This is a genomic window from Pseudodesulfovibrio sp. 7M6 (assembly GCF_050058625.1).
GTDB lineage: Bacteria > Desulfobacterota > Desulfovibrionia > Desulfovibrionales > Desulfovibrionaceae > Pseudodesulfovibrio > Pseudodesulfovibrio salinus.
In genome coordinates this window covers 770,897-785,642 of record NZ_CP188816.1, presented here as the reverse complement: position 1 = coordinate 785,642, position 14,746 = coordinate 770,897, and the positions used below count along the sequence as shown (strand labels likewise).

18 protein-coding genes are annotated in these 14,746 nt (G+C 53.1%); 14 read left to right on the top strand and 4 right to left on the bottom strand.

Annotation, left to right across the window (positions count from 1 at the left end; translation table 11 throughout):
• Positions 1–156 precede the first annotated feature (156 nt).
• Positions 157–2,319 (bottom strand): methyl-accepting chemotaxis protein, encoded by a 2,163-nt coding sequence (locus ACI0FG_RS03565; protein ID WP_419787189.1) that lies wholly within the window; start codon positions 2,317–2,319, stop codon positions 157–159.
• Between the two features lie 108 nt (positions 2,320–2,427).
• Between ACI0FG_RS03565 and ACI0FG_RS03560 the strand changes: the two genes are divergently transcribed.
• Positions 2,428–3,306: an ISL3 family transposase gene (locus ACI0FG_RS03560; protein WP_419787188.1), complete on the top strand. Its 879-nt coding sequence runs from the start codon at positions 2,428–2,430 to the stop codon at positions 3,304–3,306.
• Positions 3,297–3,641 (top strand): ISL3 family transposase, encoded by a 345-nt coding sequence (locus ACI0FG_RS03555; protein ID WP_419787187.1) that lies wholly within the window; start codon positions 3,297–3,299, stop codon positions 3,639–3,641. The genes ACI0FG_RS03560 and ACI0FG_RS03555 overlap by 10 nt, the downstream gene beginning before the upstream one ends.
• A gap of 136 nt (positions 3,642–3,777) precedes the next feature.
• Here ACI0FG_RS03555 and ACI0FG_RS03550 read toward each other — a convergent pair whose 3' ends face one another.
• From ACI0FG_RS03550 to ACI0FG_RS03540, 3 genes are all read right to left on the bottom strand, one after another.
• Positions 3,778–5,109, bottom strand: a complete 1,332-nt coding sequence (locus ACI0FG_RS03550) for a sensor histidine kinase (protein ID WP_419787186.1) — start codon at positions 5,107–5,109, stop codon at positions 3,778–3,780.
• Positions 5,075–5,770 carry a response regulator transcription factor gene (locus ACI0FG_RS03545; RefSeq protein ID WP_419787185.1) on the bottom strand — a complete coding sequence of 232 codons (696 nt, stop codon included), beginning with the start codon at positions 5,768–5,770 and terminating at the stop codon, positions 5,075–5,077. The genes ACI0FG_RS03550 and ACI0FG_RS03545 overlap by 35 nt, the downstream gene beginning before the upstream one ends.
• A 64-nt stretch (positions 5,771–5,834) precedes the next feature.
• Entirely contained in the window at positions 5,835–6,293 is a 459-nt protein-coding gene (locus ACI0FG_RS03540) for a Spy/CpxP family protein refolding chaperone (protein ID WP_419787184.1), read from the bottom strand.
• Positions 6,294–6,507: 214 nt separating this feature from the next.
• Between ACI0FG_RS03540 and ACI0FG_RS03535 the strand changes: the two genes are divergently transcribed.
• From ACI0FG_RS03535 to ACI0FG_RS03480, 12 genes are all read left to right on the top strand, one after another.
• Positions 6,508–6,717 (top strand): hypothetical protein, encoded by a 210-nt coding sequence (locus ACI0FG_RS03535; protein ID WP_419787183.1) that lies wholly within the window; start codon positions 6,508–6,510, stop codon positions 6,715–6,717.
• The gene (locus ACI0FG_RS03530) at positions 6,717–6,860 is read left to right on the top strand and encodes a hypothetical protein (RefSeq protein ID WP_419787182.1); all 144 of its coding nucleotides are present in this window, start codon (positions 6,717–6,719) and stop codon (positions 6,858–6,860) included. The genes ACI0FG_RS03535 and ACI0FG_RS03530 overlap by 1 nt, the downstream gene beginning before the upstream one ends.
• A 19-nt stretch (positions 6,861–6,879) precedes the next feature.
• The gene (gene ccsA, locus ACI0FG_RS03525; protein ID WP_419787181.1) at positions 6,880–7,317 is read left to right on the top strand and encodes a cytochrome c biogenesis protein CcsA; all 438 of its coding nucleotides are present in this window, start codon (positions 6,880–6,882) and stop codon (positions 7,315–7,317) included.
• 87 nt (positions 7,318–7,404) lie between these two features.
• Entirely contained in the window at positions 7,405–7,764 is a 360-nt protein-coding gene (locus ACI0FG_RS03520) for a hypothetical protein (protein WP_419787180.1), read from the top strand.
• 197 nt (positions 7,765–7,961) lie between these two features.
• The gene (locus tag ACI0FG_RS03515) at positions 7,962–8,420 is read left to right on the top strand and encodes a peroxiredoxin family protein (protein ID WP_419787179.1); all 459 of its coding nucleotides are present in this window, start codon (positions 7,962–7,964) and stop codon (positions 8,418–8,420) included.
• Between the two features lie 1,104 nt (positions 8,421–9,524).
• A complete protein-coding gene (locus ACI0FG_RS03510; protein ID WP_419787178.1) occupies positions 9,525–10,136 on the top strand; it encodes a hypothetical protein in 612 nt (203 codons plus the stop codon).
• 105 nt (positions 10,137–10,241) lie between these two features.
• Positions 10,242–10,718 carry a cytochrome c3 family protein gene (locus tag ACI0FG_RS03505; protein WP_419787177.1) on the top strand — a complete coding sequence of 159 codons (477 nt, stop codon included), beginning with the start codon at positions 10,242–10,244 and terminating at the stop codon, positions 10,716–10,718.
• 5 nt (positions 10,719–10,723) lie between these two features.
• Positions 10,724–11,875, top strand: a complete 1,152-nt coding sequence (locus ACI0FG_RS03500) for an electron transporter RnfC (RefSeq protein WP_419787176.1) — start codon at positions 10,724–10,726, stop codon at positions 11,873–11,875.
• Positions 11,876–11,909: 34 nt separating this feature from the next.
• Positions 11,910–12,881: an RnfABCDGE type electron transport complex subunit D gene (locus ACI0FG_RS03495; protein ID WP_419787175.1), complete on the top strand. Its 972-nt coding sequence runs from the start codon at positions 11,910–11,912 to the stop codon at positions 12,879–12,881.
• 3 nt (positions 12,882–12,884) lie between these two features.
• Positions 12,885–13,454, top strand: a complete 570-nt coding sequence (rnfG, locus tag ACI0FG_RS03490) for an RnfABCDGE type electron transport complex subunit G (protein WP_419787174.1) — start codon at positions 12,885–12,887, stop codon at positions 13,452–13,454.
• A gap of 8 nt (positions 13,455–13,462) precedes the next feature.
• A complete protein-coding gene (rsxE, locus tag ACI0FG_RS03485; protein ID WP_419787173.1) occupies positions 13,463–14,137 on the top strand; it encodes an electron transport complex subunit RsxE in 675 nt (224 codons plus the stop codon).
• Positions 14,138–14,151: 14 nt separating this feature from the next.
• Complete coding sequence (locus ACI0FG_RS03480; protein ID WP_419787172.1) at positions 14,152–14,727, top strand: electron transport complex protein RnfA; 576 nt, start codon at positions 14,152–14,154, stop codon at positions 14,725–14,727.
• Positions 14,728–14,746: the final 19 nt, after the last annotated feature.

Sequence of the window (14,746 nt, the reverse complement as noted above, 5' to 3'; positions counted from 1 at the left end):
ATTCAACTAAAATCACTAAATACAATGAAACAAAGCGCCTACGACAAGTCGTAAGCGTTTTTTTGGGTTCATCCGATTCAAGCGTACTTTTGACAAAATGAAAGGCAGCCAGTTTCATACGGCTGCCTTTCATGTGAGTTGTGTTACCGCTTTTGTTCAATAACGGGCAAACTCTTCATCTGATCCACTCTCAAAAGGAAGTGGTGGGGAAGAAGTAACTGTATGCTCTACAACTCCCTTACGGCCCTCAATGTCAAAAAAGGTGATGGCGGATTGAAGTTGCTGCGCTTGGCCCGACAACTCTTCTGCGGTTGATGCCAGCTCTTCCGAAGCTGATGCGTTTTGTTGGACTGTGGAGTCCAGATTCTGGATGCCAGAATTTATTTGATCAACGCCCTCGGCCTGTTCGCGGCTGGCCGCACTGATCTCCTTAATAAGTTCAGAGGTTTTTTTGATGTCGGGCACCATCTTGTCGAGCATGCTCCCAGCTCGTTCGGCCACAGCTACAGAATTTGTTGAGAGTTCACTGATTTCTGCGGCAGCTGCCCCGGAGCGTTCGGCCAGCTTTCGTACTTCGGCTGCGACAACGGCAAAGCCTTTGCCCTGTTCTCCTGCCCGCGCAGCCTCAATGGCTGCGTTCAATGCCAACAGGTTCGTTTGACGGGCTATCTCTTCGATTATGGATATTTTTTCGGCTATATCACGCATCGCCAAGACTGTTTCGGAGACAGCCTTTCCACCTTCTTCAGCATCCTTGCTTGCTTGTTCAGACATCCTTTCCGTAGTGGCCGCATTTTTCGAATTCTGTTGAACCGAGGCTGTAATCTCATCGATACTGGAAGAGACCTCTTCCACTCCAGTGGCTTGCTGGTTAGCGCCAGACGATACGGTTTCCGCCGTGGCCGACAATTCTTCGGCCCCAGAGGCAACGTTTTCTGCACCCGCAGACACGGTTCGTATGACCTCGGTAATCTTCTCTACCATGGCTTGCATGGCGCCATAGACCGAACCAACATCATATCTCCCGGTAAAGCTTATTCCAAGTTTTCCATTTGCAAGCGCCTGTGCAATTTTAACAAGTTCTATCGGATCTGTTCCTAATTGTTTCAGGATACTGCGTATGATGACGATTGCCCCCAGAATGCCCAAAGCAACGCCACACAGCGCCAAGGCGATTGCAATCAGGCTCAAATAATCGGCGTGATTGGAAACCTCTTGAGCATTTGCATATGTCATCTCCTTCGCATCAGCTGCGATCTTGTCCACCACGGGCTCAATGGCATGAACCGCCTCTCGCATGGATGCAATGAGGTTTGTTATTGTGGCGTCTTCCGCCACCAAGGCATCGAAGGCTGATTTGTAAGCATTTCCAACCTTCACGGCCTCCTCAATGAATTCTGGCGAGGCATCGGAATTCTTGAAAGCGTCTACCAGCTTGTCCACACTCGCGTGAGTCTTTTTGACATAACTTTCGCTGCCGCGGAGCAGATAATCCTTTTCTCCGCGCCTGACCATCAGGAGAAGCCCCTTGACGTCCGGGACATACAACGCTTTAAGTCCTTCCTCCATCGTTGCGGCCGCAGAACGGGTTGCTTCGTATTCGGCTGCCGAACCGCTTGAAGCAAACGCATTGAAATGCTTTTTGTATTCAGAAAAGCCGCGTGCCGCCTGTTCCAGTTGTTCGGTTTTCTCTTCTCGGGAATCAAGGCTGGCCTGGAAAGACTCCATGGTGGCGCGCATGCGGTTCAGATATTTGCCGGCCTGGGTCCGGTGGTAGTCCTTTTCCCATCGGCGCATCAGCAGAAGGTCGAGGTACAGATCCTGAACCTCATGTTTTACAAACGCGGCTTCCGCGTCTTTGACAACCGCACGGAAGGTGCCTTGCAACCCGGATTCATGATCCAAGCCACGCCGCTCCCAAGCGGCGATAAGTTCATAAAAGGCATTCTCATACTCCGCTGCCGACTTTTTGATAGATTGGGCCAAGTTAGCCAACTCGTCATTGTCTATCGTTTGAGCCAAAGGCACGATGGCATCGGCATGCTCTTCAACAGCAGCAATGCTTGCTTTAAACTTTTCTTTGTATTTCAGGTCCTTCCTCAAGAGGAAATCTTTTTCATTTCGTCGGCATTGAAGCATATACGTTTCAGCGGCCTTAGCGTGGGACATGATAGCCACTTCTTCTTTGAGCAAGTGGTTAAAACTTCCGACAGACGAAGACAGGGCAAACTGATAGAGGCCAACAATGGCGAGCATCAACACAAGAACAAGCCCAAATCCTGACAACAGTTTGGTTTTCAAAGATAAAGTATCAAGCATGCCCTGTGTCCTTTTCTATTTTCAGAGTATATTAGCTGGCTTAAAAACTTTTGCCATTATTTTTTCTCAGTACCATCTTACTAATAACAATTGAAAGAAAGATCAGCCATGTCCACGAGTTTCATCAATCACGCATTCGGCCTGCGAGACTACGACTACGTTCGACAGGATTTTGTAGCGGGTAATATCATCTTGAAAGTGCAACCCAAAGACGACCTAATCCGTTGTCCTTGCTGCCGCTCCAGAAACATCATCCGACACGGCTTTGCGGAGCGATGGGTTCAGACTGTGCCCATCGGCTTCAAACCTGTCTGGCTGGTCATTCCTGTGCAACGAGTGGGATGTCACAATTGCGGTGTCGTCCGCTTGATTGACATTCAGATTGCTGAGCCAAGACGTTGGTACACCAAGACATTTGAACGCTATGCCCTCGCTTTGGCAAAGAAGATGACCATACAGGATGTGGCCGACCTGCTCGGCGTTGGTTGGGACACCATCAAATCGATATTCAAACGGTATCTGTTTCGACGTTTCTCAAAACCGAAGCTGGGAAAACTCAAGTATATCGCCATCGACGAAATCAGCGTCAGGAAAGGCCAGAAGTATCTGACCTTGGTCATGGATCTCGAAAGTGGCGCGGTTGTCTTTGTTGGGGAAGGCCGAAGCCGCGAAACTCTTCTTCCATTTTGGAAAAGGCTCAAGAAAACCAAAGCAAGAATTACTGCTGTGGCGACTGACATGAATGCTGGCTACATCAGCGCCGTCATGGAGAGTTTGCCCGATACGGCCATCGTGTTCGACAGGTTCCATGTGGTCAAACTGATGAACGAAAAGATTACCCAGATACGCCGCCAAATCTTTCGGGAACTGGCGTCGCCGCTTGAGAGGAAGGCGGTCAAAGGGACACGATGGATTCTCTTGAAGAACCCGGAAAACCTAGATGAAAGCCGCGATGAAAAGGAGCGCTTGGAGAAGCATTGCGGCTGAACAAACCCTTGGCGACAGCCTACTACCTGAAAGAGGACTTGCGGCAACTCTGGTCCCAGCCGGACAAGGCAACGGCAGAGAAGGTCATCAACGACTGGATCGCCAGAGCCGAAGCCTCCGAAATTCGTCCTTTGCAGGTCATGGCGAGGACGCTTGCTTCGCACCGCTTCGGCATCCTTGCCTACTACGATCACCCCATCTCATCAGGTCCCATCGAAGGGACGAACAACAAAATCAAGACGCTGAAAAGGCAGACCTATGGCTACCGCGACACCGAGTTCTTCAAGCTCAGGATTATGGGCATTCATGAATCCAAGTACGCTTTAACCGGATGAACCCTTTTTTGTGCCTCGGCATACATTTGAGTACAAGGGGATGCCCTGGGATGGTCGGGGCGTATATCTGAACCTGACCCTATCCCTGGACCTGGAGCAGTGAAAAAATCTGAACTTTACAGCTGAAACAAATGAATCACGATTGAAAAGTTACCCGAAACGTCGTTCCCACACCCAAGGTACTCGCCACTTCAATATGCGCCCGATGCGCTTTTATTATTGTTTGGCAAAGATAAAGACCCAGGCCATACCCCCCAGTGTCACGGGTGCGCGATTCGTCTACTCTGTAGAAAGGATCAAAAAGATGACTGATCGATTCTTCCGGGATGCCTATACCGTGGTCTGTGATGATAATGCTGACCTCATGGCCTTTCACTCGTAGCGAAACCTCGACAGGCGGACCGTCCGGGGCGGAATACTTGATTGCATTGTCCAGCAACGTGTTCAAAGCCATAGTGATTTTTTGTGGATCGACCATTGCCAAGACCGGCTCTTGAGGGATGTCCACCACAATCCCGGGAGGCTGGGCTTGATAACCGCTCGCAACAGAGGCGACGAGTTGTGCCATATCCATCGACTGTGCTCGGACACCATCGGCTCCGTGGTGCATTTTCGCAGTTTCCAGCAGCGAGCTGATCATGGCTTCCATTTGCCCCACATCCTGCTTGATAGCCGAGGTGTCGACCTTGGTGTCCATCATTTCAAATCGGAGCTTCAGGCGGGTGAGCGGAGTTCGCAACTCATGGCTGACTCCAAGCAACAAATCCCGTTGTCCTGTCACAAGAGTTTCCAGCCGGATCGCCATTTGATTAAAGGTTTCACAGAGCTCTCTGAGTTGGCCGGAACCTCTCGTCTGCACACGTGTGTCGAGCTTGCCATCCCGGACAGACTCGGCCCCTTCGGTCAACCATTCAATGGGCCGAAGCAGGAGCCGCAGGACAAGGTAGATGGCCAGCATGATCAGGCAAGAGCCAACGAGGAAATAAATCCCGAATTGACGCAACGCAGACCGTTCGGCTTCTGTGGAAAACAGATCAAAAGTCAAAAGCCCACCAGAGGCAAGCGAAACACGCAGTCTGTAATTCTCATGAAGATTAAGTATTTCAATCCCCTCTTGAGAAAAGCGGGGCACAAGGAATCTTTCAGGAAATGTCTCCTCCGTTTTGCCAACCACCCATGGAGTTTTCCCCGTATAGGTGATGCGCATGGGCCGTTGGCGAGTCAGAGCCTCCGCTTTACTCCTGTCTGGCGGGGAGCCGACCTGGTCGGCAAGGTGACGGGCATACTGCAACAAACTCAGGTTTAACGTGGTGTCATATTCACGTTTCTGGGTGGCGTAGAGATGGATGGTGACGGCATTGATGGCCACAACCCCCATGACGAGCACCAAGGCCAATTTAGTGAACAGGGATTGCCTGATACTTCGACAAACTCTAGCCATCTTCACTTCCTTGCCCAATAAAGACATAGCCGGTTCCCCAGATTGTTTTGATGTATCTGGGATGCTTGGGATCGTCGCCAAGCTTCTGGCGGATGCGGCTCATGGTGATATCTATGGAGCGGTTGAAAGATTCACTGTCCAGGCCTCGCAGCTCCTGCATAAGATCGTCCCTGCTGAACGTCTTTCCAGGGTTGCGGGCCAAAACGGCAAGCGCGTTGAATTCATTGGTGGTCAGGCCAATGTCTTCCCCATTGAGCAGCGCGGCTCGACCATCGAAGTCGATACGAAGTGAGCCGAACTCACCTTTTCCGGAAGTCGTATTATGCTGGCTGCGACGCAGGATGGATTGGATGCGGGCGACGAGTTCACGAGGTTCAAACGGCTTGGGCAAGTAGTCATCTGCACCGATTTCAAGCCCGGCCACCCGATCCATGACGTCACCGCGAGCGGTAAGCATGATGATCGGGATCTGCGAGTCCTGGCGAATACGGCGACAGACCTCGAAGCCGTTTATTCCGGGGAGCATGACATCCAGAATAACCAGGTCGGGAGAAAGGGATTTGAAGGTATCCAAACCAGCTTCAGGCGTCCCTTCGGGATGGACTATATAACCGAACCCGGCAAGATACTCTTTCAGGAGTTGCTGGAGATCGGCGTCGTCCTCGATGACCAAAATGGTATTTGCCATTGCATCCTCGCGCGATATGAAAATGAGTTGCCCCGTATGCCGAGGCAACTCGAACACTAGCCGGTTATTGACTGCCGTGCCAGCCCTTCTTGCCATGATCAAGAATCAGTTGGGCCAAAGCACCTTTCTGTTCATCCGTCAGCGTTGCATGAAAAGCGACAAACGCATCCTTCTCTTCTTCCATGATGATGCAGAAGAGCTGCATGCGCTCTTTCATTAAAGCTTCCATCGCATCCATGTCGAGCCGTGGCTTGCGGACTTCTTCAGCCATTTTCACTCGCAACGCATTTACCTCGGGACGCTGTTCAAGCGCTTTGGCGGCCATTTTTTCCACCATCACCCTGAACTGATCACGCTGTTCGTCAGTCAAATCAAGCCTGTCTTCAGCTTTATCCACAACATACTCAACAAAAGCGGTATTGACTGCATCACCGTTGAAGGGGCCCTTCATTGCTGCAAATCTGGTGCAGGCACCAAGCATGACGACGCCGACCAAGACACTGATAATCAGCATTTTTTTCATATGGTTCTCCTTTGGGTGCAAAGTATGCTTTCGAATATCGCAGGCGAGGGTCAAAGGCTTTTCTCACCTGAAACGAATTGTATCCAATTGTATCCACCCGCCGGAAACAACTTGTTACACATCGTTGCAACTCAGAGAGGAATTCCGGCTTGACTGGTGTATCTTGGTGCCAACGTCGCTCAGAAATGCGGCAGCCACTTATAAGGAGATCGTGATGCAAAATGAAAACAGCAGACCCCAAATGTCGTGCGACACCTGCAAATTAAGAAAGAAAGCGGAGCAGTCGCCTTCGTCGTTCCTCGGCCGTCTCTGGATTTGGCACACCGCTGTTTGTCCCGGCTGGGGACAATACATGAAGGTGGTGCACGCCTATGGAGAAAATCCTCCTGCCGTGGGCCATCTTCGTGGACACTGGACCAAGTAATGGGTGTTTTTGTTGGTACGGCTTTTCTGACGGGACTTTTAGGTAAAATCGCGCACCAATTGTGGTTGCGAAAAAAAGCCGCAGTCGGGCACGAAGGCAAGAATTCCGGCGCAGTGAAAGGATTAGCCGACCGGCGCAGCTAATCGACGGGGGAAAGTTGCAATGTCAGCACTTTTAACTCTTCATATTATCATTTGCTCTCTGGGCTATGTGCTTTTCGGAATCACCTGCGTGATCGCCTTTGTCTATCTGAGGAGAGAAAGAGCAATCAAGACCAAGGCGTACAGATTGGGTGAGGGATTCCGCTGGAGTCTCCATGATCTGGACCGAAGTCTTTTTGTCTCCCTGACCCTCGGTTTTGTGGCGATGGGCCTGGGGCTCCTCATGGGCATAGCTCTTCAGAGCACCAAGTATGGAATGGTTGATCTGACTTCGCCACGGATACTCTTTCCAGCCGTCATTTGGCTTTTCTATCTACTCATTTTGTCCTTCAGGCTGACAACGGGACTGCGCGGTAAAATTCCTTCCTATATGGCCGTCTACGGTTTTCATGCCGTCGTAATGTCCTTTGCCCTGGAGCTCTATCTGGCGACAGCCTGACAAACAGCTTGCGCTCGTCTGTTCGGTACTACGCAATATTATCAGTAGAAATTTAAGCAACTTGACCAACATTAAAAGGAGAAAAAAATGAAATCAGTGGATCAATCCGTCCTGGATGCCTTTGACACCATGTGGGGTCTGTACCCCGAACCCGTGATGCTCATCCACGCCTGCCGCGACGTTCTGGCTGTGAACCAGCGTGCGGAAGAGTTGGGTATCACCGCAGGCATCAAATGCCATAGCCTCTACCCGAGCGATCGCATCTGTCCCGGTTGTCTGGGCAACAAGATGCTCAAATCCGGCCAGGCCGAGCGCAAAGGTGCCTTTACCAAGCAGGGCATATTCATGGACGGCTACTGGATTCCGGTCAAAGGCGTGGAAAAAGTATTCGTTCATTTCGGCAACGACATCACTGAATTTGTCAAGCCGGAACTGCTGGCCGAGTAAGAAACAGTTCATGTCATGAAAGCGATCACTCTGACCCAGGGCAGGGTGATCGCTTCCTCTGCCCCCCTGCCATAGCTTCTTTCATGAATGTTTATCATACAAGGCAGGTAGCTCAACAAAGCAAAATCCACTCAGATATCTTGCCCGAGCCTGTAACACGCCTAAATGTGTAGGGACAGAACAACAAGGAGCATACAGTGCGTATAAATGTTAATGAACCCGCGCCGGACTTCATTCTGCAGGACATCCACGGGCACGAGGTCTCCCTCTCCCAATTCAGAGGCCAAAAGAACGTCCTGCTCGTTTTCAACCGAAGCTTTGTCTGACCGTATTGCCGCAAGCACATGGCGCAGTTGCGCCAAGAAGTAAGCAAATTGGAAGAGAACGACATCGAAGTCCTGATCATTGGCCCGGAAAAACGGGAAAAATTCAGGGAATACTGGGAAAAGGAGTCCATGCCTTTCATCGGCCTGCCAGATCCGGAACACAGGGTCCCCCAACGCTACGGCCAAGAAATCAAATTCCTCAAACTGGGTAGGATGCCAGCTCAGATGATCATCGACACTTCCGGCATCATTCGCGCTGTTCATTACGCCAATTCTATGGCCGACATCCCGGACACCACGGAATTTATCAAGGCGCTTGAGGGGAAATAGCCCAGACCATTCGCATGGACTGCGGAATCATTGCCCCCAGCCACTTTGTCAAGAACCTGCTTGAACCGTCTAGTCTCGGTATGAGCATGGCTAACGCTTGCATATCAACAAATCAGTAAGTCGAAACTCTAACCGCCCAGCAGATAGTCGGGAAAGAGCATCCCCATCACGGCGCCGAAGATGAGCCCCAGGGTCTCGGGCATCTTTTCCTGATGTCCGGCCAAACCAGGAACTCCGCGAAGTAGCGGTCGCTCTCCTCGCGTAGCCGCTCCCGCTCCTCGCGCACCTTTCGAGGTCCCTATTGAGCGAGCGCAGCCCCACCAGAAAGACTTCACACTTTTCCCGGGCCGCATTCTAGAAATGCCCGGCTCATGACGTTGCTCAGAGCATCGCTGTCGGTGGCCTTTCCCAGATGCTCGCGCGCAGCGGACAGAACCATCTGAACAAATTGGGAGAAGATTTCCTTATGCAGTCCGCTTTTCCCGCCAAATAATATGAGATCATCGCGCTGTTGACCCCGGTTTCCCGGGCAATGTCTTGGATGTCAACAGTCTCGTAGGAGTCTTCACAAAGAGTCTGGCCGCTGTATTAAATATGATTTCCCGCTTGTTCACCATGGCACTGTCAATCAAGTAATTGGCCGAGGCCATTCACTCGATTTATATTTCGCAATACATTGGAATAATATACTTAAATCTATAATCCAGGCGTTGCCCCACCGGAGCTCATCCCCCGTTCTTTCCGCCAGCCTCCGTCCCAAGCCCCAATAAACCAACACAACACCTCATCCGGAAGCCTGAAAATAAGAATTCACCCAGCCCTTCATCTTTTTTTAGATGAATTGCCAATCAGGCGATTGCTCCACATCCAAAGTTGACTTCTTGCAAGATATGAGAATCTGGCAAAGTCATTTTTGCCAGTTATCTTCTTTTGCGCTTTCTTGTTTATATTAAAAATATACTATTATTTTAATATATTAATTGCATATTAATTATTTCAATTTTCCTTTCTGGCAAAGCCCTGATCGTGGCACACCCGTTGCTTTTGCACTGGTGAAACATGAACTTTCACCAACGGGCCATAGGCCTGAAAGGAGCTTCTGTCATGGAACTCGATTTTACCATTCACGGTCACTCCTGTGACTTGGCCCTGCACCCAATATCCGCAAAGACCGCCAAGCTTATAACCAAACACGGTTCGGACATATACGCCATGAAGCCCATGGACTGGTGGCGCAACGGCAAGACCAATACATGGGGAATGCGCATTGACGATGAGTGCGCGATCACCTTGACTCTGGACGGCGCGCCAGTGGACTTCAACCGAAACGCAATCACAGAATCCCCCGTGAAGATCCGGCGACGGATGTATCTGGAAAGCAGGGCCAAATATATCGCCGTATTCGGGTTCGACAACGAAATCTGCAAGTTCACCTGGAAGTGGGATGACGTGACCAGCTTCGACCCGAGCAAGTTCGAGTTCATGGTGCACCAATGGGATAGGATAATGGGCTGCAAAAACTACTTTATTCTCGACGAAGTAAAGTATAACGGTACGTTCGCAAACGACCACCACTGGTGTGAAGCACAGGGATTCACCCTTGTGGAGCCGAAGGTGATCGACTTGGCGCAGGTTCGGAAAGAGCTGCAAGAAAAGGGTGAAATCCCGCATACCGGAAGCTATTTCCCGGCGCCAAAGGTAGAGGTTGACATCTAGAAAACCGGCATCAATCGATCGGTGAGGTTGTCCCGGACAGGCCTGCGCCGAGAACTCGCGGACCAACCGGAACTGGCCGCACAATGCCAAATAAGAAGGATCATTTTGCCTAGAAACAAATATACCCCCATAACGGTCATTGTGGTGGTACTGCTTACGTCTGCTCTCGTCCTGCTCTTCTGGCCAAAAGAGAAACCAGCCGCCCCGGTGCGGGTCATCATGGACAATGCGGGAGGGCGGGTCATCTTCGCCCACCAGACGCATGTCGAGGACTACGGGTATGCATGTGCAGACTGTCACCATGACAACATCGGCCAGGCATCTCCCATAGCCTGTGGCAACTGCCACCCTGTGGAATTCGGCGATACGTTCAGAAAAGAGCATCAAAAGCGGTTTGCGAATGACGAGGCCTGTCTGCGCTGCCACGACGAAAAGCCGACTTTCCCCCTCAAGGAGGAAGACAGGCCTATGGTGGAAAACATCCCCCTCAGAGCTGATGCCTTTCATCAACTGTGCATCCATTGCCATGAAGAAAACGGCGGCCCCGGCGAAGACGCCTGTCACGAATGCCACGCGAGGTAACGGCCATGGGCAGAATACACTACTCCCTCAAATCGGGTTCCAGCAAGCCACTCAGCGACATACCGATGCCCAAGGAACTCAATATACGGATACGCAATCTCGTATTGAGAGCCAACAAAGGCCAGCAGGTGGAGTGCGGCGAAATAATAGCCGAGCCGCCCTCGCCGCTGGGCGGGGCGCACCATGCGGCGGCTTCGGGCAAGATCAAGGTCGTCAATTACTACCACCTGACGATCCAGTGTGACGGCGAAAACCGTTCGGTCGCCCCGGAGGATGTCGCGTCCATGGGCACGGGCAAGAAACTGCTGCGTACCCTGCAACGCCTCGGCATCGACGTCACCCAGCTAGACAGAGCCGGGCTTCTGATCATCAACGGATTGAACCCGGAACCGGGCATCTCCGTGGCCGAGCAACTTCTGGAAAGCGAACGCGAGCTCCTGGAAGCCGGACTGCGGCTTGCCCAGCGGATCATCGTGCCCACCAGGACCGTACTGGCCTCACCGTCCTCCTCCGGCTTTCTTTCCGGAACGGAGACAATGAAGATCGAGCCCAAATACCCGGCTTCCCTCAACCCCCTGGTCGTCAAGGCCGTCACCGGCAAGGAATATCCCGAAGATACGAGAATCCTGACGCTCATGAATTTGTATGAGTTGGGATTTGTCGCCCAGACCGGGCTGCCGCTGACCTCCACGATCATGACCATCAAAGGCCGCAACTACCGTGTGCCGGTCGGCACCCCGCTGGGATACCTGCTGGACCTCCTGGAAATCCCGGTCTCGGATGGGGACAAAGTCATACTGGGCGGGCCATTCCGGGGCGAGGCTGTCTACGGCCTCGATGAAGGGGTCAAGAAGGGGGATTACGGCCTTCTGGTTATTCCTCATGAGGAGTTTCCCCCGGTCGAGGATGCCACCTGCATCAACTGCGGCGAATGCGTGCTGAACTGTCCCGGACGGGTGCTGCCCAACCTCATCAGCCGGTACGCGGAATTCGAGATGTTCGAAATGGCGGAGAAATGCGGGTTGCGCAGCTGCCTCGAATGTGGACTGTGCTCGTTCAATTGCACTGCAAGAAGACCGTTGCTTCAATATATCCGTCTGGCCAAAAACCAGCTGTTGTCCCGTGGCAACGCCGCAATGCCGCTGCAGGCAGGCTGAGTGAACCGGTACAGACATTAAAGGATTGAAAGATATGAATCCCCCAATAATAAAGGCGATGTCGAACATCGCCATCAGGCTATCGGTATCGCCCGCTCCGCATTGGCGCAGCAAACGCACTGTACAGAAAATGATGCAGGCCCATCTGCTGGCACTTGTCCCCGCCTTTGTCATGGGCGTCTACATGTTTGGCTTGCAGACCATAACCGTTGTCGGCCTGGCGGGATCGGCGGCCGTCCTCACAGAGGCGTTCTGCCTGAAACTCCAGGGCCGCAACGTCAATGTGGACAACTACACGGCGCTGTACGAAGGCATCCTGTTCGCCTTTCTGCTCCCGGCCACGGCTCCGTGGTGGCTGGCCTGTATCGGGGCCATCCTGACCATTGTATTGGGGCGGACCGTCTTCGGCGGCTACGGGACGAATCCCGTGTGCGCCCCGCTCGTGGCTTGGGCGTTCTGCCGTCTCTCCTGGCCTGCGGCCATGGATATCGACCTGAACCTCTCGCAGTTCCTGATCAATACACCGCTCGACCAGCTCAAGCACTTCGGGGTGCAGAGTCTTTCCCAATTCCAATACATGGACCTGTTCTGGGGAAAACAGCTCGGCGGACTCGGAGCCTCGCAGATTGTCGCACTCCTTGCGGGCGGCCTCTACCTCCTGGGCACCGGTTGGCTCCGGGTCTTTATCCCGGCGTCGTTTTTCCTCGGTGTGGGCTTGGCCTCGGGTATCTTCTGGCTCATTGACCCCACGGTATATGCGGACCCCATGTTCCATATACTTGCCGGGTCCACCGTGTTCGGAGCGTTTTTCCTGGCCCCGGACGTGGCCTCCAGCCCGGTAGGCATGTTGCCGCAGGTCCTCTACGGCCTTTTTGCGGGAATCATGGTCGTCATCATCCGGGTTTACGGAGTCTATCCCGACGGAGTGCCGTTCGCGATCATGCTGGCGAATCTGCTCAGCCCGCTGCTGGACAAGGTCCACCCCAAACCCTTCGGAGCCAAGTAGATCATGCGCGAAATAATACATATGATCGTGGTGTTGTCCCTTATCTGCGCCAGTTCGGGAGCCCTCCTGGTCAACCTGAAACAAAACACCAAGGACAAGATCGAACAACAGGTCCTGACCTATGTCCAGGGCCCGGCCCTGCTCTCGGTCCTGAAGAATCACGACAACGATCCCATTGCGGAACGGGTGACCATCGACAATGTCACGGTTTTCCCGGCCCTGCGCGACGGAAAGCTCGTGGGCGTGGCCATGGAAACGTTTGCAGCGGGCTATTCGGGCGATATCGGCGTAATGGTGGGGTTTGACGTACAAAAGGACGTGCTGCTCGGCATCGGCATCACCACCCAGACGGAGACGCCAGGGCTGGGAAGCCGCGTCACGGCCCCGTCCTTTACCGACAAGTTCAAGTCGCACTCGCTGGATTCCATGAATTTGACGTCCAAGGGCGGCGACATCGACGGAATATCCGGGGCGACCTACTCCTCCACCGGCACGGTGAACGCCGTCCGCCGGGCCATCGAACTCTATCAGTCCATCAAACCGAAAATCACTGCGCAGTGGGCTCATTCATAGGAGGCACCATGCATCGCATAGTTAAAGAATTCACCAAGGGGCTGTGGACCGAATTGCCGCCGTTCAGAGTGCTGCTCGGCCTGTGTCCGACGCTGGCCGTCACATCCTCGGCCGGAAACGGCTTCGGCATGGGGGTAGCCGTGCTTTCGGTGCTGACCCTGTCCAACCTGATTGTTTCCGCATTGCGCAACATCATACCACCCAAGGTACGCATCGCGTGCTTCATCGTCATCGCGGCATCGCTGGTGGTGGCGGTGGAGCTGCTCATGCAGGCCTATGCCTATCCGTTGTACCAGAAGCTCGGCATTTTCGTGCCGCTTATCGTCGTCAACTGCATCATACTGGGGCGGGCCGAGGCCTTTGCCTCGAAAAACGGCGTATTCCTCTCCATTGCCGACGCACTGGGCATGGGCATCGGGTTCACCCTGTCGCTGACGTTTCTGGGCGCCCTTCGCGAAATCCTGGGATCGGGCACGGTCTTCGGCTTCCCGGTCGTGTGGGACGCCTTCGAGCCAGCCAAGCTCATGGTCATGGCCCCCGGCGCATTCATCGCACTGGGATTCATCCTCGCGTCCATGAATGCCCTCAACAAGCACTTAAGCCGAAAGAAGGAATTCGTTCCGGAACGCCTGGATTCGCCCTGCGCATCCTGTGGCGCCTGTAATTCCCGGACCGGCAAGTAACGGAGCTGACGATCATGGAATACTTCATCCTCTTCATCTCGGCGACGTTCATCAACAACATCGTCCTTGTCCAATATCTCGGCACCTGCCCGTTCATGGGGACGTCCAAATCCACCGATGTGGCCATGGGCATGGGCGGCGCGGTCATATTCGTCATGCTCATGGCCACGGCACTGACCTGGCCCCTGCAGCAGTACGTGCTCAAGCCATACGGCATAGAATATCTCCAGACGATCATGTTCATTCTGGTCATCGCCTCCCTGGTTCAGTTCGTGGAGATGTTTCTGAAGAAACTCCTGCCCCCGCTCTATTCATCCCTTGGGTTGTTTCTTCCTCTGATCACAACCAACTGCGCCGTGCTGGGCGTGGCCATCATGGTGCAACGAAGTGGCTACTCCTTCCTCAAGGCCATGGTCTACGCACTGGCGTCCGGCACCGGTTTCATCATCGCGCTGGTCGTCATCTCCGCCATCCGGGAACGGACCGCCATTGCACCCGTGCCAACCGTATTCAAAGGCGTACCCATCGCCCTGATAACAGCCGGAATCATGTCCCTGGCCTTTTTCGCCTTCAAGGGCATGGCCGCCTGACGCATAAAGAAAGAGAGCA

What these genes read in the sequence shown, in the direction of transcription:
- ACI0FG_RS03565 (WP_419787189.1), bottom strand. Translation starts at nt 2,319, where the DNA reads ATGCTTGATACTTTATCTTTGAAAACCAAACTGTTGTCAGGATTTGGG.
- ACI0FG_RS03560 (WP_419787188.1), top strand. Translation starts at nt 2,428, where the DNA reads ATGTCCACGAGTTTCATCAATCACGCATTCGGCCTGCGAGACTACGAC.
- ACI0FG_RS03550 (WP_419787186.1), bottom strand. Translation starts at nt 5,109, where the DNA reads ATGTCTTTATTGGGCAAGGAAGTGAAGATGGCTAGAGTTTGTCGAAGT.
- ACI0FG_RS03545 (WP_419787185.1), bottom strand. Translation starts at nt 5,770, where the DNA reads ATGGCAAATACCATTTTGGTCATCGAGGACGACGCCGATCTCCAGCAA.
- ACI0FG_RS03540 (WP_419787184.1), bottom strand. Translation starts at nt 6,293, where the DNA reads ATGAAAAAAATGCTGATTATCAGTGTCTTGGTCGGCGTCGTCATGCTT.
- ACI0FG_RS03535 (WP_419787183.1), top strand. Translation starts at nt 6,508, where the DNA reads ATGCAAAATGAAAACAGCAGACCCCAAATGTCGTGCGACACCTGCAAA.
- ACI0FG_RS03530 (WP_419787182.1), top strand. Translation starts at nt 6,717, where the DNA reads ATGGGTGTTTTTGTTGGTACGGCTTTTCTGACGGGACTTTTAGGTAAA.
- ccsA (WP_419787181.1), top strand. Translation starts at nt 6,880, where the DNA reads ATGTCAGCACTTTTAACTCTTCATATTATCATTTGCTCTCTGGGCTAT.
- ACI0FG_RS03520 (WP_419787180.1), top strand. Translation starts at nt 7,405, where the DNA reads ATGAAATCAGTGGATCAATCCGTCCTGGATGCCTTTGACACCATGTGG.
- ACI0FG_RS03510 (WP_419787178.1), top strand. Translation starts at nt 9,525, where the DNA reads ATGGAACTCGATTTTACCATTCACGGTCACTCCTGTGACTTGGCCCTG.
- ACI0FG_RS03500 (WP_419787176.1), top strand. Translation starts at nt 10,724, where the DNA reads ATGGGCAGAATACACTACTCCCTCAAATCGGGTTCCAGCAAGCCACTC.
- ACI0FG_RS03495 (WP_419787175.1), top strand. Translation starts at nt 11,910, where the DNA reads ATGAATCCCCCAATAATAAAGGCGATGTCGAACATCGCCATCAGGCTA.
- rnfG (WP_419787174.1), top strand. Translation starts at nt 12,885, where the DNA reads ATGCGCGAAATAATACATATGATCGTGGTGTTGTCCCTTATCTGCGCC.
- rsxE (WP_419787173.1), top strand. Translation starts at nt 13,463, where the DNA reads ATGCATCGCATAGTTAAAGAATTCACCAAGGGGCTGTGGACCGAATTG.
- ACI0FG_RS03480 (WP_419787172.1), top strand. Translation starts at nt 14,152, where the DNA reads ATGGAATACTTCATCCTCTTCATCTCGGCGACGTTCATCAACAACATC.